Source organism: Candidatus Thiodiazotropha endoloripes (assembly GCF_001708965.1).
In the GTDB taxonomy this organism is placed as follows: domain Bacteria; phylum Pseudomonadota; class Gammaproteobacteria; order Chromatiales; family Chromatiaceae; genus Thiodiazotropha; species Thiodiazotropha endoloripes.
In genome coordinates, this window is sequence record NZ_LVJW01000003.1 from 1885261 (window position 1) to 1903309 (window position 18049).

20 protein-coding genes are annotated in these 18049 nt (G+C 51.9%); 7 read left to right on the forward strand and 13 right to left on the reverse strand.

From position 1 onward, the window contains the following. Positions 1 to 68: 68 nt before the first annotated feature. The 12 genes from A3193_RS08445 to A3193_RS08500 form a co-directional block, all read right to left on the reverse strand. The gene (locus tag A3193_RS08445) at positions 69 to 1409 is read right to left on the reverse strand and encodes a sensor histidine kinase (protein WP_069014520.1); all 1341 of its coding nucleotides are present in this window, start codon (positions 1407 to 1409) and stop codon (positions 69 to 71) included. Then, the gene (locus A3193_RS08450; RefSeq protein WP_069014521.1) at positions 1390 to 2058 is read right to left on the reverse strand and encodes a response regulator transcription factor; all 669 of its coding nucleotides are present in this window, start codon (positions 2056 to 2058) and stop codon (positions 1390 to 1392) included. Before A3193_RS08450 ends, A3193_RS08445 begins: the two co-directional genes overlap by 20 nt. A 3-nt stretch (positions 2059 to 2061) precedes the next feature. Then, on the reverse strand, positions 2062 to 2370 hold the full coding sequence (locus A3193_RS08455) for a PepSY domain-containing protein (protein WP_069005926.1): 309 nt from the start codon (positions 2368 to 2370) through the stop codon (positions 2062 to 2064). A 3-nt stretch (positions 2371 to 2373) separates the two neighbouring features. Continuing rightward, entirely contained in the window at positions 2374 to 2970 is a 597-nt protein-coding gene (locus A3193_RS08460; RefSeq protein ID WP_069014522.1) for a diheme cytochrome c, read from the reverse strand. A 13-nt stretch (positions 2971 to 2983) separates the two neighbouring features. Next, on the reverse strand, positions 2984 to 3364 hold the full coding sequence (locus A3193_RS08465; RefSeq protein ID WP_235614930.1) for a DUF1924 domain-containing protein: 381 nt from the start codon (positions 3362 to 3364) through the stop codon (positions 2984 to 2986). Between the two features lie 22 nt (positions 3365 to 3386). After that, entirely contained in the window at positions 3387 to 3950 is a 564-nt protein-coding gene (locus A3193_RS08470) for a cytochrome b/b6 domain-containing protein (protein ID WP_069014524.1), read from the reverse strand. 298 nt (positions 3951 to 4248) lie between these two features. Next, positions 4249 to 5970 carry a nickel-dependent hydrogenase large subunit gene (locus A3193_RS08475; protein ID WP_069005930.1) on the reverse strand — a complete coding sequence of 574 codons (1722 nt, stop codon included), beginning with the start codon at positions 5968 to 5970 and terminating at the stop codon, positions 4249 to 4251. Positions 5971 to 6015: 45 nt separating this feature from the next. Continuing rightward, entirely contained in the window at positions 6016 to 7284 is a 1269-nt protein-coding gene (locus A3193_RS08480) for a (Fe-S)-binding protein (protein ID WP_069014525.1), read from the reverse strand. Continuing rightward, entirely contained in the window at positions 7281 to 7943 is a 663-nt protein-coding gene (locus A3193_RS08485) for a hypothetical protein (RefSeq protein ID WP_069005932.1), read from the reverse strand. Before A3193_RS08485 ends, A3193_RS08480 begins: the two co-directional genes overlap by 4 nt. After that, positions 7940 to 9046 carry a hydrogenase small subunit gene (locus A3193_RS08490; RefSeq protein WP_069005933.1) on the reverse strand — a complete coding sequence of 369 codons (1107 nt, stop codon included), beginning with the start codon at positions 9044 to 9046 and terminating at the stop codon, positions 7940 to 7942. The genes A3193_RS08485 and A3193_RS08490 overlap by 4 nt, the downstream gene beginning before the upstream one ends. Before the next feature lie 33 nt (positions 9047 to 9079). Then, positions 9080 to 9496, reverse strand: a complete 417-nt coding sequence (locus A3193_RS08495; protein WP_069005934.1) for a hydrogenase expression/formation protein — start codon at positions 9494 to 9496, stop codon at positions 9080 to 9082. 124 nt (positions 9497 to 9620) lie between these two features. Continuing rightward, positions 9621 to 10100 carry a HyaD/HybD family hydrogenase maturation endopeptidase gene (locus tag A3193_RS08500; protein ID WP_069014758.1) on the reverse strand — a complete coding sequence of 160 codons (480 nt, stop codon included), beginning with the start codon at positions 10098 to 10100 and terminating at the stop codon, positions 9621 to 9623. Between the two features lie 244 nt (positions 10101 to 10344). On the opposite strand from A3193_RS08500, the gene A3193_RS08505 reads away from it, so the two are divergent. The 6 genes from A3193_RS08505 to A3193_RS08530 all read left to right on the forward strand — a co-directional run bounded on the left by A3193_RS08505 (position 10345) and on the right by A3193_RS08530 (position 14260). Next, positions 10345 to 10587: a HypC/HybG/HupF family hydrogenase formation chaperone gene (locus A3193_RS08505; RefSeq protein ID WP_069005935.1), complete on the forward strand. Its 243-nt coding sequence runs from the start codon at positions 10345 to 10347 to the stop codon at positions 10585 to 10587. Between the two features lie 19 nt (positions 10588 to 10606). After that, positions 10607 to 10927 carry a hydrogenase maturation nickel metallochaperone HypA/HybF gene (locus A3193_RS08510; protein ID WP_414630416.1) on the forward strand — a complete coding sequence of 107 codons (321 nt, stop codon included), beginning with the start codon at positions 10607 to 10609 and terminating at the stop codon, positions 10925 to 10927. Between the two features lie 18 nt (positions 10928 to 10945). Next, on the forward strand, positions 10946 to 11713 hold the full coding sequence (hypB, locus tag A3193_RS08515; protein ID WP_069005937.1) for a hydrogenase nickel incorporation protein HypB: 768 nt from the start codon (positions 10946 to 10948) through the stop codon (positions 11711 to 11713). 21 nt (positions 11714 to 11734) lie between these two features. Continuing rightward, positions 11735 to 12826: a hydrogenase formation protein HypD gene (hypD, locus tag A3193_RS08520; protein WP_069014526.1), complete on the forward strand. Its 1092-nt coding sequence runs from the start codon at positions 11735 to 11737 to the stop codon at positions 12824 to 12826. 171 nt (positions 12827 to 12997) lie between these two features. Beyond that, the gene (locus tag A3193_RS08525; RefSeq protein ID WP_141694772.1) at positions 12998 to 13546 is read left to right on the forward strand and encodes a hypothetical protein; all 549 of its coding nucleotides are present in this window, start codon (positions 12998 to 13000) and stop codon (positions 13544 to 13546) included. Positions 13547 to 13687: 141 nt separating this feature from the next. Then, positions 13688 to 14260, forward strand: coding sequence for an EF-hand domain-containing protein (locus A3193_RS08530; protein WP_069014527.1), 573 nt, complete (start codon positions 13688 to 13690; stop codon positions 14258 to 14260). A gap of 452 nt (positions 14261 to 14712) precedes the next feature. Here A3193_RS08530 and A3193_RS08535 read toward each other — a convergent pair whose 3' ends face one another. Continuing rightward, on the reverse strand, positions 14713 to 16779 hold the full coding sequence (locus A3193_RS08535; RefSeq protein ID WP_141694606.1) for a CehA/McbA family metallohydrolase domain-containing protein: 2067 nt from the start codon (positions 16777 to 16779) through the stop codon (positions 14713 to 14715). 338 nt (positions 16780 to 17117) lie between these two features. On the opposite strand from A3193_RS08535, the gene A3193_RS08540 reads away from it, so the two are divergent. After that, on the forward strand, positions 17118 to 18047 hold the full coding sequence (locus A3193_RS08540) for a peptidyl-prolyl cis-trans isomerase (RefSeq protein ID WP_069005942.1): 930 nt from the start codon (positions 17118 to 17120) through the stop codon (positions 18045 to 18047). Positions 18048 to 18049: the final 2 nt, after the last annotated feature.

An 18049-nucleotide genomic window follows, 5' to 3' on the forward strand; every position in this document is an offset into this window, starting at 1 on the left:
CAGCTTCAGCCTCCACAGTGATATCAATTTGGGGGCTGTATCTGAAAATGAATCAGATCCTCGTTGTCTCAGTACAGATGCTTCAGTACCACTTTAACCCGTAATCCACCATATTGAGGGGAACGGTCAAAATAGATCTCTCCCCGGTAAAGCTGCACCACTTCGTGAACAATGGCCAAACCCAAACCATGCCCCTCGGTGGACTCATCCAGACGACTGCCCCGTTGCATCAGACTCTGTAAATCCGAACCTTCCAGCCCTATCCCATCATCTTCAATCACTAAACTCAGATTCTCAGAGCAAAAAATCTGACAAATGACATTCCCCTCGGCCCATTTACAGGCATTGTCCAAGAGATTTCCTAACAGTTCGAGTATATCTTCCCGGTCACCGAATGGAGGACACTCATCTTTGCTAACCGCCTCAATATTCAGATCACGCTCCTGATAGATTTTACGCAGCACATCCAATAGATCAGGTAAATCAACCTTTGCATTGAATTTCTGATTGATACTCCGCTCACCACTCAGGCGGGCTCTTTTCAGTTCACGATCGATCAGCAAGCGTATCCGATCCAACTGTTGGCCGGCCTGCTGATGCTGCTCACTGCCTTGATCACTTACCTGCCTGTCAAAGTAGCCGGTCAACAGATTGAGCGGCCCTTTCAGCGCATGGGCCAGGTTTCCGAGGGCACTCCGGGTTCTTTGATTGCGCTGGGAGAGCAGTTGCAGCAGGTGGTTTACCTCTTTGACCAAAGGCAACATCTCGTTGGGGACATCCTCATTCAATGGATTTTCGCAACCGGATGAAAGATTTCTCACATCCTCACGCAGAGGTTCGAGACGACGGAATGCCAGTCTTACCACCAGGCTCTGAATCATCAACAGGAGCACCAACCCTAAAATTGACAACAGGGCGAAACTCCATAGAAAGGTCTGCCGCTGATTGGTGATCGGTAGGAGATCCTCGGCAACCGCTATAGTCAGATTCTGATCTTTTTTCCGATAGCCGGTCAACCACACAAGTAACTGTTGACCATCAGGCCCCTGACGATAGAGACGTTCGCTTTCCCCTGGCTTGAGGATCGGTAGATGAACCTTGTAGTCCCATAATGAGCGGGAAGTGACCTCTGTCCCGTTATCGCTGACTATAAGAAAGTAGTGGCCTGAAAACGGTCGATGGTAGATTTGATTGATATAGGCCTCTTCAACTGACAATCGGGGCTCAGTCACGATTGCACCCAGTATCGACTCTGCATCATGCTCAAGCCGTGAGGCAATAAAGTCTTCGCTCAGTTTTTCTATTGACCCGGCACCAAATATCCATAACAAACACATCAGCAGGGCCAGACTGATCGTCAGGCCAATCTGTAATCGCCACTCGATGGATTTAGGGTTCAATACCGACATAGATGTAACCCTGACCGCGGCGGGTTTCGATTGCCTGCTTACCCAGTTTTTCACGCAATCGGCTGATATAAACCTCGATCAAATTACTGTCCCGGTCGAAATCCTGCTCATACACATGCTCTATGAGCCGGGTTTTCGATAAGATACTTCCACGATTGAGAATAAAAAACCTCAACAGTCTGAACTCTGTTCCGGTCAGATCCTGCCGTTGCTGATCAGGAAGAATGAGTTGCTGCTTCTCCTCATCCAGTTCTACTCCACCGGCCTTGAGACTGCTGCCAACCATTTCGTGGGATCTGCGTGCCAGTGCCTGCAGACGAACAACCAGTTCCTCAACATGGAATGGCTTTCCCAGATAGTCATCCGCTCCAGCCTTAAATCCAGCCACCCTTTCGTGCCAGGCGTCGCGGGCGGTAAGAATAAGGACTGGAATATCATTTCCTTTTGAGCGCCAGTTTTTTAAGACATCGATGCCTGATCGTTGAGGTAGCCCAAGATCCAATACAACCAGATCGTATTCCATCTCATCGCCCATGTACTCCGCCTCGATGCCCTGCTTTGCCAGATCAACCGCGTATCCCTGTCGCTCAAGATCCTTTTTGAGCGATGCCGACAGCAGATCGTCATCTTCAACCAGCAGTAGTCGCATCGATCAATCCTCCAACTCAAGCTCCAAAATCTCTCCATTTACCGCATCGAGCTTGTATTCCCATACCACACCCAGCTCATCGAGTATCTCGATCTCATAGATATAAGCCTTGCCTTTCCGTTCCAACTCAACTTCGATCACTCTGCCTGGTTTGCTTGCCTGAATACGCCTCAGCAACTCCGTTAACGGTAGGATCTTTCCACTTTGAGTAAGTCGCCGCACATCCTGATAATCCACATCCCCATCTGCAAATAGCGGTATGGCTATCATCAAGGCCACCAGTAACAATACCATGTAGACGCTTTTGAGCATTAATCAGTCATCCCAACGACCAAAACCTGGTATTTTGATCTCATGTTCATTAAATGCCCCCTGCATTGCCCGGGTGTGGCAACTGTCACAATTACTGAATTGAATCTTGTCACCATTGTTATACAGCATCCGCGGAGCGATCTGGTCATGCTCATGCCTGAAGAAATCCGTTTCCGTTATGCGTATTGGCGGCTGTTTTGAGCGGATTGACCAAACCACCTTCCGGGAGATTTCACGATTGCTGCTTTCAGCCGCATTCTGGATTAGATAATTCAAGATGAAATCTCTCTCATAATCGGATAATTCAGCATTTTCTCCAAAATGTTCCTCCAGCCCAGACATCACCAATCGCCATGACGCTACCGGCAAAAAGCCCGGCTGAAAGGGAAAGTGACAGCTGCCGCACTCTTCCCGGTAACGTGAGCTGCCCTTGCCATCAACCTGCATAGAGTTTGAGTGAAACCAGCGAGAGAGATAACCATCTTCTGCTTGATATTCATATTCATGTTCATGCTCATCCCGATCGGCAAGCACCACCCCGATACTGAATATCAATGATGATGTAAAAACCGAAGCTATCCATATCTTTTTCATGTTCATTGGGAATCTCTATTCATATCTGCTGCAGATAACTTAGTATGTCGCCCTTTTCCCGGGCTGTGCATGCCCTGCCCCAGGTCCATTTGCAGTTGCGCTTGAACCATTTTTCCATCTTCTTGCCATCTTTCAGACGTTGTGGATTAACAGATGGAGCCATTGGCTGAATGGTTTTGCCTGTCTTTTGATGTTTTCCAGGCTTGCTTAAATCCCCCCCATGACAATCACCACATGAGCGGGTTTTACCGCTTTTTGGGTGTAAAACCCTATGCTGCCAGATGATTTGACCTTGCTGCGGATCGAATGAACCAGAACCTTTCTCCAGGTAGCTGTTAAGCCGTTCTTCCAGTGGACCGGCATCAACCACTGCAGCAAAGAAGGTCAGCAGCAGCAACAATTTAGTACTGAATTTCATTACCTTATCCTCGCTTTGTGCCGGTAAACATCGAGCGTATGAGATTCTCCTGATGTAGCAGGGAACCGACCAATACCCCTACCAAGTGAACTGCAACCAACACCAGTGTCAGATTGGCAAACACCTCATGTATCTCCTCGTAAAACTCGCCACCATAGGGTCTGTTGGAAAACAGCGGTTCAGCCAGGGGTCCCAGTCCCTCTGCACCATAAGCCAGCATGCCTGTCAGTACAGTCAGCAGCAGTGAGAACATCAACACCACAATCATTGCACCACCGGCCGGATTGTGTCCGATAAAACGTTTTGCTTTGAAACTGAGCAGATCCTTCAGGTATGCCAGTACCTTGCCGGGAGATTTAACGAAATCACTGAATCGGGCATAGCGCGTACCAATCACACCCCAGACCATTCGGATCAACACCAGAGCAGCCACGCTGTATCCGGCATAGACATGCAGGTCAATCCACTCATCCTCCGTTATCCAGCAGATGGCAAAAGCCCCCACCAGTGACCAATGGAAGAGTCGTACAAAGGGATCCCAGACCTTTATCGTTCGCTTTTTACCCATCCTCACACTCTCTCTACAAACTGAATGTGACTAAGCATGGCGGAACAAAATGAAATCAAGCTGAAAATGGTGAACTATTTATTCAGTCCGGACAAAGTCGACCCAAAAGGATCAGAAACAGCAGATAGGCATTTATTAACCTGGCACCTTAATAGCCAAGTTCAGCTGCTGGAATAATAAATTGAGAGAGGGGATGAATTTACCAATAAGGTAAGCTTGAATCCTGATTGAATGAGGATTTTTATAAATTGGGTAAATTGATGGGTGGGGCAATGCCCCACCACTTATTGAAATTGAATCAGGTTACCTTCAGTTGCAGCATCTCCTCGCCCTCTTCATCAGAGAGGTGGACGGCACAGGCGATACAGGGGTCGAAGCTGTGGATGGTTCTGAGAATCTCTACCGGTTGCTTGGCATCAGCCAACTGGTGATTATCCTGCAGAGCAGCCTCATAGGCACCAGGTTGACCGCTGGGATCCCGGGGCCCCGCATTCCAGGTACTGGGTACCACCGCCTGATAGTTGGCAATCTTACCATCCTCGATCACGATCCAGTGGCCCAAGGCTCCCCTTGGCGCCTCCATGAAACCCACACCTCGACATTCACTTGGCCAGGTGGAAGGATCCCACAGCGCTTCATTAAAGGTCCTGGTATCGCCGGCCTTGATATTCGCCACCAACTGGTCATACCAGCCCTGCATGGCGTCGGCGAGGAGCTTGGTCTCCAGCGTTCTCGCCGCCGTCCGTCCAAGTGTGGAGAAGAGCGCCCTGGCGGGCAGATCCAGTTTGCTCAAGGTCATACCGACCAGCTCTTTGGTCTGCTCATGGCCCTTGGCGTAGAGCATCAGCACTCGGGCCAGCGGTCCAACTTCGACCGCCTTGCCCTTCCATCTGGGTGCCTTCAACCAGGAGTAGGATTCTTCCACATTGAGGTGTTTGTAAGGCAACTCCGGACCTGTGTAGTTGAGGTTTGTCTCACCATCATAGGGGTGCAGACCCTGATCCTTGCCGCTAGAGTAGTCATACCAGGAGTGGGAAATGTGCTCCTGAATCTCATCGGCACTGTTCAGATCGAGGGGATGAACGGTGGAGAGATCCCGATCCAGGATTACTCCGCTGGGGAAGAAGAAGCTGTCCGGATCATCCATCGAGGTTCCGGGCAGATCCCCATAACAGAGGAAGTTACCCAAGCCTTCGCCACGCTCACCCCAATCCTTGTAGAAACTGGCCACCGCGAGGGTATCGGGCACATAAACCTGATCGGTGAATTCCCGCATCTTGGTGATCACATCCTGTACCTGCGAGAGCTTCTTGGTATTGATCGCAGAATCTGAATTGAGATCGATCGCCGATGCAACCCCACCCACCAGAAAATTGGGATGTGGATTCTTGCCACCAAAGATGGCATGTAACTTCACCACATCCCTCTGCCAGCTCAGCGCCTCAAGGTAGTGAGCCACCGCCATAAGGTTTGCCTCGGGAGGAAGTTTATAAACCGAATGCCCCCAATAGGCTTTGGCAAAAATACCCAACTGCCCGGCTTCAACAAAGCCTTTGAGTTTCTTCTTCACATCGGAGAAGTAACCGGGAGAGGCTTTTGGCCAGTTACTCAAAGATTGCGCAAGTTCAGCCGTCTTGCCCGGATCAGCGGAAAGGGCGGAAACCACATCCACCCAATCCAGGGCATGCAGATGATAAAAATGCATCACATGGTCATGGATATACTGCGCTCCGATCATCAGATTGCGGATCAGCTGGGCATTCTGCGGAATCTGATAATTCAAGGCATCCTCGACCGATCGAACCGAGGCGAGACCATGCACCAGGGTGCAGACCCCGCAGATCCGTTGTGCAAAGGCCCAGGCATCACGGGGATCCCGTCCCTTGAGGATAATCTCAATGCCGCGAACCATGGTGCCTGATGAATAAGCACTGCTGATCTGATCGCCTTCCATCTGCGCTTCGATACGCAGATGACCTTCGATTCTGGTGATGGGATCAACGACGATTCTGTCACTCATTTTGTCTCGTCTCCTATCATTAGGAATGGCGCTAAGGTTTCAGAGTTACTTTTCATCTTCAACCAGATGCTCTGCAATCATTTCGGTCAAACCGACGACCGGCATCTCCATGCGATACTCTTCCAAGCCCTCTTCGATGATCAGGCGACAGTTGGCACAGGCGGTCACCAGCGTCTCCACATTGAGTTCATCGAGTTGAGTCTTTTTGCGTTTGAATGCTTTTATGCGCAACTCTTCGGCGCGCTCATTGGCACTGACACCACCGCCGCCGCCACAGCACCAGTTCATTTCACGGCTGTCGTTCATATCGACAAAGTTTGTTGCAACCATATTCAGCAGATTACGCGGCGGTTCCAGAACGCCACCTTTACGCACGATCTGGCAGGGATCGTGGAAGGTCAGACGATCATCTTCTGTACCCTCTGTCTTCAAACGCCCTGCTGAACGCAATTCATCAAGCAGTTCCAGGATATGCACAACCTTGAAATCATAGGGCCGACCGATCAGGTTGGGTCCTTCCCAACGGATGGCTGTGTAGGCGTGTCCGCATTCAGGACTGATGACATATTTGACCTTCAGCTTCTCTGCCGCTACAACCACTCGATTCACCAACTCCCGGGCAATATCGGAAGAGCCGATCTGAATACCCGAGTTGGTTGCCTCAAATGCCTCCGAGCTGATGGTCCAGGTTACCCCGGCCTGCTTGAAGATCTTCGCAAGGGCCTCCAGATATTCAGGAAAGTTCATGATCTCCATGGAGGACAACAGCGCCATGTAGTCAGCGCCTTCCACATCCACCGGGATGGTCAGACCGCTGTCCGCCTCGACATGTTTGATCTGTGCAGCCAGGGCAGGAAACTTGACCCCCATCGGACTTCCGATGGTTATGGCCCGTCTGCTCGCCCCCTTGATACCTTCGGGAGCATAACCCGCGGCCACAAAACCTTCCCGGGCGCGGCGGATCATATAGCTGATGTCATTTCCCACCGGACAGACCATGGAGCAGCGGCCACAAAGAGTGCAACCGTCGTAGATCAGGGTCTCCCACTCCTCCAGTAGCTCGTCGGTAACAGGCTTACTCAGGCCCAGCATGGATTTCAGTCGACCCCACAGGGTGTACTCCTGTTCCCACACCCGGCGTAACGGTTCCAGCTTATGAATCGGTGTATATTTTGGATCACCGGTTTCAGTATAGAAGAGACAGGCTTCAGCACACATACCGCAGTTCACACAGCTGGAAAAGAAGGATGCCACTGGAGCATTCATCTGTTCGCGAAAGGCGTTCATGCCTCTTTCCAAAGTTGCCTCACTCATGACTGAACTCCTCTGCGACCTGCCATTGCCCCGTTGTACCAGCGGGCGATAATAAAGGTGAAGGCATGCATCAGTTTGGTAAAGGGAAACAGCACCATCAACAGCTCAACGCTGAGTATGTGCAACCCCAATACCAGTGGATAGGGATCGATCATACGATGGTAGGCGAGATAACCGGTGAGCATGGGCAGAAAGGTGACCACCCAGGTCAGATAGTCTTCCGGGCCGCTGAGAAAACGCTTCACCGGATGGGTCAGACGACTGAACAGCATCGCCACCAGGGTCACAATGGTCACCGCAGCGATCGCATCAACCAGGTTACTGGCGATACCGGGCCAGCGGATACCAAGTACCGAATCGATCAATTCGATGTGCGGTACGAACAGAAACAGACTGACCAGAAAACCGATGTGCCAGATATAACCCCCCACTACGGTAAAAGGTGAACGCTTGAAGCTGCCCCCTTCCGGCGCGGTGCGGGTTACCAGGGTCAACAGTCCGGCTCCCAGTTCAGCACCACGAGGTTCTGAATAATCGGGCTTGCGCCCCAGGATCAATACCTCCAGCAGGCGTATCAGAACTCCAACAACAAAGATGAACAAAGCGATATCGAACCCTGGTCCTCTTACCCATAAAAGAAAATCAATAGATGTGCTCATGATTTCTTATCCAAGTCGTCAATGGTAACAGTTTCATGTTTTGCAGCCGCTTTCGCCCGGGTACTGCGATTGAGTGCACCAGCAGCGGCGCCGAGCGCCACACCGGCACCCACAACATAGCCAGTCTTTCTGGTGAGATCGCTATCGGGAATGGAGAGTGCGTTGTAAAAACCGCCTGCATCCCAAAAGTCGGGCTCGGAACAACCCAGACAGCCATGACCCGATTCAACCGGCCAACTGGTGCCCTGATTCCATTTCGCTGTGGCACAGGCGTTGTAGGTCATTGGCCCTTTGCAGCCCAGTCTGAACAGACACCAACCCTTACGCGCCCCTTCATCGTCGAAAGTCTCGGCAAATAGGCCTTTGTCATAGAAAGGCCGCCGATAACATCGATCATGAATGCTCTGCCCGAAGAACACCATCGGGCGTCCCAGAGCATCCAGTTCCGGTAGTGAACCAAAGGTCAGGAAGTGGGCCAGTACACCGGTAATCACCGTAGGGATTGGTGGACAGCCGGATACGTTGACCACCGGTTTATCCTTGACGATCTCACCCACGGAAACCGCCCCGGTTGGATTGGGATTGGCATGAGGCAGGCCACCGAATGCGGCACAACTGCCGACGGCAACCACTGCCGCTGCACCGGCCACCGTCTCTTCTAGCATCTGCAGATTACTGATGCCCGCAATTGAGGAATAGCCCGGGTTGGCCAGTGGAATGGATCCATCGACAACCACGATGTACTTGCCTTCATTCTCATGCATGGCCGCTTCTCTGGCGGCTTCTGCGGCATCACCCGAAGCAACCTGCAAGGTATGGTGATAATCCAGTGAGATATGATCGAATATCAGGTTTTCCACGCTTGGGGAGTGACTGCGGGTCAGCGACTCGGTGCAACCGGTACACTCCTGAAATGAAAGCCAGATAACCGATGGGCGTTTCGCTTTCTCAAGTGCCTGTGCGATTGCAGGCACCATGGTTGGTGGCAGTGCCATCATCGATGCAGTGGCGGCGCAATACTTCAGAAATCCCCGCCTGGATACCCCTTGCTGACGCAGGCTTTCGCCCAGTGTCATAGAGAGTTTTTTTCGATCATCAGCCATCACAACTCCTACCGCTTCGATCAAAATGCGGACTTAATGGTCATTTAACTGTGCTTCTAGCCGGTCAATGGCGTCAACGATATCTTCCTGCTGTGAGAATACGATTTGGGGGACAGGGCCGATCTCTATCTGCAGAGCGACAGGTTCGCCCTCGGCGTTCCGGTGATCGACAATCCAGACTCCAGAAAAAGCCGTCTCCCAGATGGTGCTTTCACCCAATGCGTCCATCGTCACATTGATCTCACCCCGACCCAGCAGGCGCAACAGTTCCTCTTCATCACCCGGGCCAAACGGCAGTGATCGTAAATCGATACAACTCTGTTCACCTTCGGTGGAGAAGCGCTGCAGGGCGTGGAGGATTTCGTGCAAGATGGGGAGTGCGTTCCCATGGCTGGCTTGAACGCCTTCGGGAGACTCAACTTTTATGGCGATGTCCTGTAGTCGCTGCATCAGGAAAGCCCTAAATAATTACTTATAGAAAGAATATCACCTATTTCTGATACAGGTGCTGATCTGGATCATCAATGAGACATTAAAAGACCTGAATATTATGTGAAGATTAAATAAAATCCTGTTATGAAAATATTCCCCACTCTTTAAGTATGGAAATTATCTCTTCGATGCCCTGGTCAACAGTTGGTGCAACCGCATCGCTCAGGGACTCACCCCAATCCAGCTCTTTTGGTTCAATGCCGACCAGGCAACGTTCTGCCGGTAGGGTTTCGGATAAACGAGCGATGTCCAATAAATCTCCAAGGCTGACTTCGTGAACACTCGAGCGATTACCACTCAGATAACGATCCATCGCATCGTTACGAAACACCTTAAGTGCACCGGGAGGCTGTTTCATACGCGCCGCATCCACCACGATCAATCCATCCGCATCGGCAATGGGTTCCGCCAGTGTAAAGCTCAGGGTGCCGCCATCCATATAGGTAACCCCAGGAATATCCCCGGTTTTCTTTTGCATGGCAGTCACCAGATGGATGCCAATACCCTCATCACTGAGCAGGGTATTTCCAATGCCCAGGATTAAAACACGCTCTATCGTCATACGCTCAGTCCTGAAATTCACCGAGTTATTGTGCTTGATCAACATTCTACCTTGAAGCGACACCTGACTCCCTGCGAGAATAACTTTAAGGGAACTTGGAGTGATATGTCACGCCTGTATCACTGTCATCCTGGCAGCCAGCCGGATGATTAAGATGTCAGGCTCGGTAAACACAAAGCCATCAGCTCCCTTTGGACCTCTCACCAGGCCCAGACTTAAATCACCTCACCAGGCAGGTTACACCATGTGTCTTGGCATACCCATGCAGATAAAAGAGATTGATGGCTTTACCGCACGCTGCGAAGCCAAAGGGGTTGAAAGGGAGGTCAGCCTGTTCATGTTACAGCATGAGGAGTTGGCTGCGGATGATTTCGTGGTGGTACATGTGGGCTATGCCATACAGAAGGTCTCCCCTCAGGAGGCCCAATCCGCCTGGGAAATCTATGATGAGATGTTAACCAAAATGGATCCGCAGACTGATGCATGAGCTGTCGGTTTGTCAATCCATGCTGAGACAAGTGGAAGAGATCGCCCAGCGCGAACAGGCAACATCTGTTGAGCGTATCGTGATTCAGATCGGACCACTCTCCGGGGTGGTTCCCGAACTGCTGCAGCAGGCCTTCACCATAGCAAGATGCGGAACCAGAGCCGAGGCGGCAGAACTGGTGACCCAGACCCAGCCGGTGCGGGTCCATTGTCTACAATGTGGTTATGATTCCGATGCCCAGGCCAATCGCCTGCTTTGTGCTAAGTGTGGAGACTATCGCACCCGCCTGATCAGTGGTGACGAACTGCTGTTGGCCAGTGTTGAACTGACAAAAAACTAACTTGGGAGTAGCTGTAAAATGTGTGACACCTGTGGATGTAATGTTACCCATGGCAACCGTCATCTGATCGAGGAAGGTGGCAAGCATGCGCATACTTCCGATGACCATGTCGCTATCGAGGTATTGGAGAATCTGCTGAGCGAAAACGACCATCAGGCGGCACACAACCGAGAGCACTTCGAAAGACATGGTGTGCTGGCGATCAATCTGATGTCGTCCCCGGGCAGTGGCAAGACCCGTCTCCTGGAACGCACCATCGATCACCTCAAGGAGCGCTACAAAATCGGTGTCATCGAGGGAGACCTGGAGACTGAAAACGACGCCCAGCGCATCAGAGACAAAGGCGTACCGGCCGTTCAGATAACCACCGGCACTGCCTGTCACCTGGATGCCCACATGATCCACCAGGCCTTGCACCAGACCCCGCTGGATGAATTGGACCTGCTGTTTATTGAAAACGTGGGTAATCTGGTCTGTCCGGCAAGCTTCGACCTGGGACAGCACCTCAATGTTACCCTGTTATCGGTAACCGAGGGGGATGACAAACCGGCCAAATATCCGGTGATCTTCCGTGCAGCGGATCACGTCCTGATCACCAAATCGGACCTGCTCCCCCTGCTGGATGATTTCGATCCGGACAATGCGGGTCAGGCACTGCAACAACTTGCTTACAAAAACCCGATCACGCTGGTTTCAGCAAAATCAGATCAGGGAATGGATGAGTGGCTCAACTGGCTGGAAGCGCAGCTAAGCCAGGCAACAGCAACAGAACCGGCAACAGTCTAAAGGCACAGGTTCGATCCAAACATGTCTCTGAGTGCAAAAGAGTGGCTGACACAGCTTCGCCAGCTTCCGCTATCTGATCGTTTCAGAATCATGAATGTCTGTGGTGGACACGAACGTTCCATCACACAGGCGGGGCTGCGCGGCGCCCTGCCCCCGCAGATCGAACTCATCCCCGGCCCGGGCTGCCCGGTTTGTGTCTGCCCGGAGGAGGATATCTATCAGGCAATACAGCTGGCCCTCAATGAAGAGATCACCCTGCTCGCCTTTGGTGATATGTTGCGGGTTCCTGTAAATGTCAGTAAACAGGAGCCCCGCTCTCTCGATCAAGCCCATGGGGCCGGCGCCGACATCCGCCCAATCGCTTCACCAATCGAGGCGCTGAAGCTGGCGAAATCGGAACCAAACCGGGCGTTTGTCTTCTTCGCGGCAGGATTTGAAACAACCACCGCACCGGTTGCCGCCCTGCTGGTGGAAGGTATCCCCGACAACCTCTCGATTCTGCTCTCGGGTCGCCTGACCTGGCCTGCCGTCTCCATGCTTTTAGAGTCCGATACCCCCGGCTTCGATGCGCTGGTCGCTCCAGGGCATGTCGCCACGGTAATGGGACCTGAAGAGTGGCAATTTGTCGTCGATAAGCATCAGCTACCGGCCGCCATCGCCGGATTCACCAGTGATAGCCTGCTGGCGGCAACCTACTCGGTCTGCCGTCAAGCCCTGGAGGATCGGCGTTTTCTCGACAACTGTTATCCGGAGCTTGTCAAACCCGAGGGAAATCTCAGCGCAAGAGCACATTTGAGCACCGCCCTGGAGGTTGTCGATTCCAATTGGCGTGGTATCGGCACCATTCCCAAATCCGGCTTTGCCCTGCACGCGGATTACGCAAAATGGGATGCGAGACTCCGCTATCCGGAATATGACGAACCGGATCGTAAACGGGCTGGAAAGATGCCGGCTGGCTGTGACTGCGCCCAGGTCGTCCTGGGTAAGAAGTACCCCAATGAGTGTCGACTCTATGGCACTGCTTGCGTACCCAGAAATCCGATTGGACCCTGTATGGTCTCCGATGAAGGGGCGTGTCGAATCTGGTGGAGTGGAGGAGTCAGACCAGATTGAATGGTTGTAGTCACAATCCAAGCAAATCTCTGACTAAATTGCTTATCGATATCCCCGCATTCTCCGGGATGACACTTAATTCAGATGTCTCCATTTTTATAGCTCCTCTCAATCGCCATGAAATGACTAAATGCAGGCCAATTTGCTTTACCTTACTTGAAGTTTCTCAATGTGAAATGGCATGAATCTCTCTATTATCTTTGGAAACGAGATAATACAATGCCAAAACGACTGGTTATTTTACTGACTGCACTGCTATCACTGACTCTCTACTCGAGTCTTTGTTCTGCAGACCGGCTGAAACCGGGTGACAGGCTCGCAAGGTTGGAGTTTCAGGATCAGTTTGATCATCCCCACAATCTGGAAGATCAGACAAACCTAGTGTTTTTTGCCAAAAGCAAACAGGCCGGATCACTGATGACCAACATCTTAGCTGATGTCTCAGCTGATCGATTCAGCAAGCTCAATGCAGTTTTCATTTCAGATATCAGCGGCATACCTTCGCTGGTGACCCGCCTTTTTGTCTTACCAGAAATGAGGGATATAGAACCTCCGATATTGCTGGTCAGAGAGCCAGAAAAGGTTGCCTGGTTACCGAGGGAAGAGGAAAAAGTAACAGTCATCAAACTTGCTGGCGGAAAGGTTGATCACATCAGCTTCACAGACGATGAAGTCACATTGAAGACAATCCTTGGTCTTCTCCCGACAGATAGCTTGTAAGGATTTCCGGCTCACATCGCCATATGATTGTATTGAGGTCAAACACCTGGCAATTCCACTGTAATATTCCTGTCACTGTTGGCGTGTAACTTTTCATGATGCCACCACCCGCATATTCGCGAAAATGACAGGACTGGCTCCATGGTCCCATACAAACTGCTGATACTGGCTCTGGTCTGCTCTGCACCAGCTACCGCTGAGACCTCTTCTGAGAAGGGTTCCGATGAAATAAGGGCTGCTGCCCAGTTTCTTTCCCTCTATCGCACTGAGCTTGACTGTGAGAACGTGGGCTATATTCAGACCGGTGAGGCGGACGAACACTTCGCACCAATTTTTTTATCGAGTGATATCGACAGCTCAAGGTCTCTCTCCCGCAAAGAGCTGCAGAACAATCCCTACGCACCGAATCGTTCATTACTTGGCGTCTCATTTTCCAAAATGGACCGCAACGCCGATGGATCAGCCACACCGGATGAACTGCGTCAGTACCTGAATAATTCAGTCAGCCTGATCGACAGCAATGCCGACGGTGACGTCTATCCGGTTGAATACGAACACGCACTGAAGACCGGCAGGGTACTCAAGGGCGCCGTTACGCCCGCTCCCCCCAAGAAGAAGAAAGCCGATTTCATACCGCCATGGGTGAGGCACCTGAAGGCCATCAATCACCGCGTTGCAAAATCCCCAAAAGCACCGACTGAGGAACAGCAATAGCCCCCCCTGCAGCACCCCTCTTTATCACCCTGTTTTGGTGATCCCATGCCTGCTTCCGTTGCCTACACTTGTTAAAAAACTCACGGCTGTCCCGGTAATTTTAATCGAAAGGATGCTCACTGGCTGATTTCCATCAGTTTTTTACCAGCCGATTGAGATTTGTGATGTAAATAGAGATATCCAGTCAGAGGATGAAGATCAGAACAAGCACCGCTCATCAGCGTGCTAAACAGATGGAGAGAGTAACTCTCCTGTTCCAACGAAGGAGAGGGGCTTTCCTGATATCGCCTTGGTTGATTTTAAGTTAACGGAACAGCAGTGAAGATATTTGAAAAAAACAAGGGCCCGAAGGCCCTTGTTATGACTGTTTCAGCTACACCAGCACACTACGCTGTGTTCGATCACTGATTCAGTTATTTTTAGCTCTTGTTCTTGATAGTCACTTAATCCTACTATCTCGAAGCAAGCTTGTTCTCGTCGTCATCATCCTCATCATCATCGTCGTCATCCTTGGCGCCACCCTCGACCTCGATAAAGATCGGGTTGGTGGTGAAATTGAGGTTGGCCCAGGCTTCCAGGTCCTTGGTCAGCCTGCCCTCTACGTGAGGTGGGCAGTCAGGATCATCACAAGCGATGTTGTCGTTGAGGAAATCCGGCAGCGGGTTACCATCCATGTCACGTACATTCGGCGTACCTGCCGGGATATTGGTGCCACGGGCACGGATGTAGCTGTCTTCCTCTGCACGGAACTTGTAGGTCGCCTTGATCTTGCTCTTGTCAGCTTCGTAGGTGAAGTTCTTGGCGATGACAGTGGTTTCCGGTGCAAGGGGATTGAAGTACTCCTCATCGGCCGGTGTGAACTGCTTGCCTACAACACCTGTAATGAAGTCGACGTGACGCAGACTGGGCTTGTTGACCGGCTCATGGATGCCGACCTGCAGCAGTGACGGATTGTCAAACTTGTAGGGACTGTTGTTGGCACCCTTTGGATCCGTGGCTACCAGTTTGACGGTGACCTTCTGACCCGCGCGGACATTCAGGGTTTCACCCATGGTGGCACAGTTATGTTTGCTGGTGCAGGCTTCGAATTTGAAACCTTTACCGCTGATCAACTGACCCTGCACGGAGAAGGAGTTACCACTACGCAGGCTGTTGATGATGTCGACCGCAGGATCGTCACCATAGTCTTCGACGTAAGCGAAGATCTCCTGGAACTCACCGGGCCAGAAATCGTTGTCGGCTTCGAAGTCCAGTGGTCCGAAGGAACCACGTGAATGCCAGTCAGAGGAAGCGAAGTACCAGAAACGACGACCTTCGGAGAGCATCGCATCCCACATGGTGCGAACACCAGGGCGGCACAGGGTAACCTTGTTGATGTCACCGCTGTACATGGCCAGCTCTTCAGCCGGGTAATAGGAATTGTAGAGTTCGTCGTAGTCAGCCTGGGTGATCGGTTCGCCATCAAAGTTCTCACCCGGCTTGGCTGCTTCAGCACCACCGTAACAGCCTACACCGTTGAAGGTGAAGAGACCTGCGGTCGGACGGCCGGCATGGTAGCTGCCGCGATTCGCCTGGGCCTGGTGACCCGGCTCGGATTCAAAGCCGAAAGCAACTTCAGGTGCGACGGTGTTCCAGTCACGGAAGTGTTCAACGTTGAAACCTTCATCGTCGTCTTCGATGAAAGCACCCTGACGCTCAACGTGGGCACCCACTGAGAAGCTCTCACCCGGGTAGTTTTCCGCCATCCACAAAACACCGGCGGTGGATTTTACATGCTCACCACGATCGTCGATGTTGACACCGTCAACCAGGGTGCTGTTGTAGTCTGCAACGCCCTCTTCCGGACGACCGGCGAACAGTGCCTTGATCTTCTCGTTGGCTTCATCGGACAGCTCGCAGGTCCAGCCCTGGCCGCCACCCTGAGAGGTGTCGTCCGAGTTACGTGCGAAACAGTATTCGAACTGGGCGATAGCGTCGGAGTTCGGTACGTCCGCGTAGTTACCGGCAGAGATCGAGTTGGAGGAGTGCTCATGACCTGGAACAACCCACTCCAGACCCAGGAAGGCTTCCTTGTCTTCATTGCCGGGCAGTTCGCGGGCAGTGACGATTGACGGAAGGTTGTACTCCTGCAGGGACTGCCAACGCCACATGCGTTCAACAGTGTCGTAACCACGGGTGGAACTGTTGTAGTCACCCTTGATTGCAGCAGAGTCGGTACCCGGACCGTCACCAATGGTGTTGGCCCACAGACCTGGGTGGGTAGGTCCACTACGGTCGGCCTGGTAGAGGAAGTCGGATACACGACAGTCACGGGTTCCGGAACCGGAGTGACCGACGTGAATGAACCAATCCAGATAGCTCAAGGATTTTTCGGTTAACACTTCGACGTTGGTGGAACCGTCGGAGCAGGTCGTATGGTTATGGAAGTCACCAGACAGGTACTGACCAGCGCTAGCCGAACCTGCTGTGGTGCCAGCCAATGCCGCTGCAAGCGCTGCAGACATTACACTAGGTTTCATTATATTTCTCCAAATTAGAACAACTTGTTTGTTTAGCTAAACAACGAAAAAATCCTACCCAGGCCATTCCATTAGCGGAGTAGGTTGATAGTTAATATCTGGGAAATGAGGCTTCCTGAATTCCTAGGCGGAAGCTTGCGGATACTTAACCAGTTCTATGTAACACTGCTATTATTTCTACATGACAGATTTATCAATTTTGGATGACTTAACGAGTAAACTCTTATCTTCTTAAATAAATATGTAAGCAGGTTGACAGAGTCCGCGCTTGGAATTAATCAAAACGTAACATTGCATGTTTACATTATGCAGTCCGTCTCTCTCTCCGGTTTACATTTATGCATACTTCCAACCGCTGGTTGACACTGCTGCGCGAACCCCTGCTCCAGTTCCTGATGATCGGTGCTGTGCTGTTCGCGGCGGATCACTTCCTGACCCTGCAGCGGGACGATCCACAACAGATATTCGTCGATGCTGACCGGATAGCCTGGCTGGTGGAGGTCTTCCAACAGGGACAGGGCCGGCTTCCGGAATCCGAGGAGATCGACAATCTGATCATCAAGTGGAGCCAGAATGAGATCTTCTACCGCGAAGCCAAAGCCATGGGACTTGATCAGGGCGACGAGATGATGCGCAGCCGACTGATCCTCAAAATGCGCAACATCCTCTTCAACCGAGTGGTGAAGGAGACACCTGGCGACGACGAGTTGCTCAAATGGTTTGAGCTCAATCGTGAAAAGTATGATGTCCCGCCCCGCTACACCTTCGAGCAGTTCCCTCTGACAGAGATTCAAAGTGAAGCGGAGGCCAGACGGTTCGCAGTAGATCTGGCCGACAAACCGGTACCGGAGCATTTTGCGTCGAACAAGCGCAGTTACCCACGACGCCCGGCGAGCAACATCCAGTCGCTGTTCGGTGACACGGGCCGTGACGTCCTGGTGGCTGCACCGATTGGACGCTGGTTGGCGGTTGAGTCAACCAAGGGCTGGCATCTTGCCCGGGTGACAGAACAGCACCCATCGATCCCGGCCGAATTCGATGCGGTCAAAATCCGGGTCAGCAAAGAGTTCCAGGAAGTGGCAGCGGATCTGCAACTGATGGAGATGTCCACCGAGATTGCCGAAAAATACCAGTTGCATCGTGATTTCGACGAGGCCGAGCTTGAAAAGATACTCGCCGATGCCCGGGATTTTGTACCCGCGCAGACCACCGCCGACAGCCGCACCCTGAAAGCACGCGCCGGCGCTTCGAAGGAACAGCTCAACTGAGC

What these genes read in the sequence shown, in the direction of transcription:
- A3193_RS08445 (WP_069014520.1), bottom strand. Translation starts at nt 1,409, where the DNA reads ATGTCGGTATTGAACCCTAAATCCATCGAGTGGCGATTACAGATTGGC.
- A3193_RS08450 (WP_069014521.1), bottom strand. Translation starts at nt 2,058, where the DNA reads ATGCGACTACTGCTGGTTGAAGATGACGATCTGCTGTCGGCATCGCTC.
- A3193_RS08455 (WP_069005926.1), bottom strand. Translation starts at nt 2,370, where the DNA reads ATGCTCAAAAGCGTCTACATGGTATTGTTACTGGTGGCCTTGATGATA.
- A3193_RS08460 (WP_069014522.1), bottom strand. Translation starts at nt 2,970, where the DNA reads ATGAACATGAAAAAGATATGGATAGCTTCGGTTTTTACATCATCATTG.
- A3193_RS08470 (WP_069014524.1), bottom strand. Translation starts at nt 3,950, where the DNA reads ATGGGTAAAAAGCGAACGATAAAGGTCTGGGATCCCTTTGTACGACTC.
- A3193_RS08475 (WP_069005930.1), bottom strand. Translation starts at nt 5,970, where the DNA reads ATGAGTGACAGAATCGTCGTTGATCCCATCACCAGAATCGAAGGTCAT.
- A3193_RS08480 (WP_069014525.1), bottom strand. Translation starts at nt 7,284, where the DNA reads ATGAGTGAGGCAACTTTGGAAAGAGGCATGAACGCCTTTCGCGAACAG.
- A3193_RS08485 (WP_069005932.1), bottom strand. Translation starts at nt 7,943, where the DNA reads ATGAGCACATCTATTGATTTTCTTTTATGGGTAAGAGGACCAGGGTTC.
- A3193_RS08490 (WP_069005933.1), bottom strand. Translation starts at nt 9,046, where the DNA reads ATGGCTGATGATCGAAAAAAACTCTCTATGACACTGGGCGAAAGCCTG.
- A3193_RS08495 (WP_069005934.1), bottom strand. Translation starts at nt 9,496, where the DNA reads ATGCAGCGACTACAGGACATCGCCATAAAAGTTGAGTCTCCCGAAGGC.
- A3193_RS08500 (WP_069014758.1), bottom strand. Translation starts at nt 10,100, where the DNA reads ATGACGATAGAGCGTGTTTTAATCCTGGGCATTGGAAATACCCTGCTC.
- A3193_RS08505 (WP_069005935.1), top strand. Translation starts at nt 10,345, where the DNA reads ATGTGTCTTGGCATACCCATGCAGATAAAAGAGATTGATGGCTTTACC.
- A3193_RS08510 (WP_414630416.1), top strand. Translation starts at nt 10,607, where the DNA reads ATGCTGAGACAAGTGGAAGAGATCGCCCAGCGCGAACAGGCAACATCT.
- hypB (WP_069005937.1), top strand. Translation starts at nt 10,946, where the DNA reads ATGTGTGACACCTGTGGATGTAATGTTACCCATGGCAACCGTCATCTG.
- hypD (WP_069014526.1), top strand. Translation starts at nt 11,735, where the DNA reads ATGTCTCTGAGTGCAAAAGAGTGGCTGACACAGCTTCGCCAGCTTCCG.
- A3193_RS08530 (WP_069014527.1), top strand. Translation starts at nt 13,688, where the DNA reads ATGGTCCCATACAAACTGCTGATACTGGCTCTGGTCTGCTCTGCACCA.
- A3193_RS08535 (WP_141694606.1), bottom strand. Translation starts at nt 16,779, where the DNA reads ATGAAACCTAGTGTAATGTCTGCAGCGCTTGCAGCGGCATTGGCTGGC.
- A3193_RS08540 (WP_069005942.1), top strand. Translation starts at nt 17,118, where the DNA reads ATGCATACTTCCAACCGCTGGTTGACACTGCTGCGCGAACCCCTGCTC.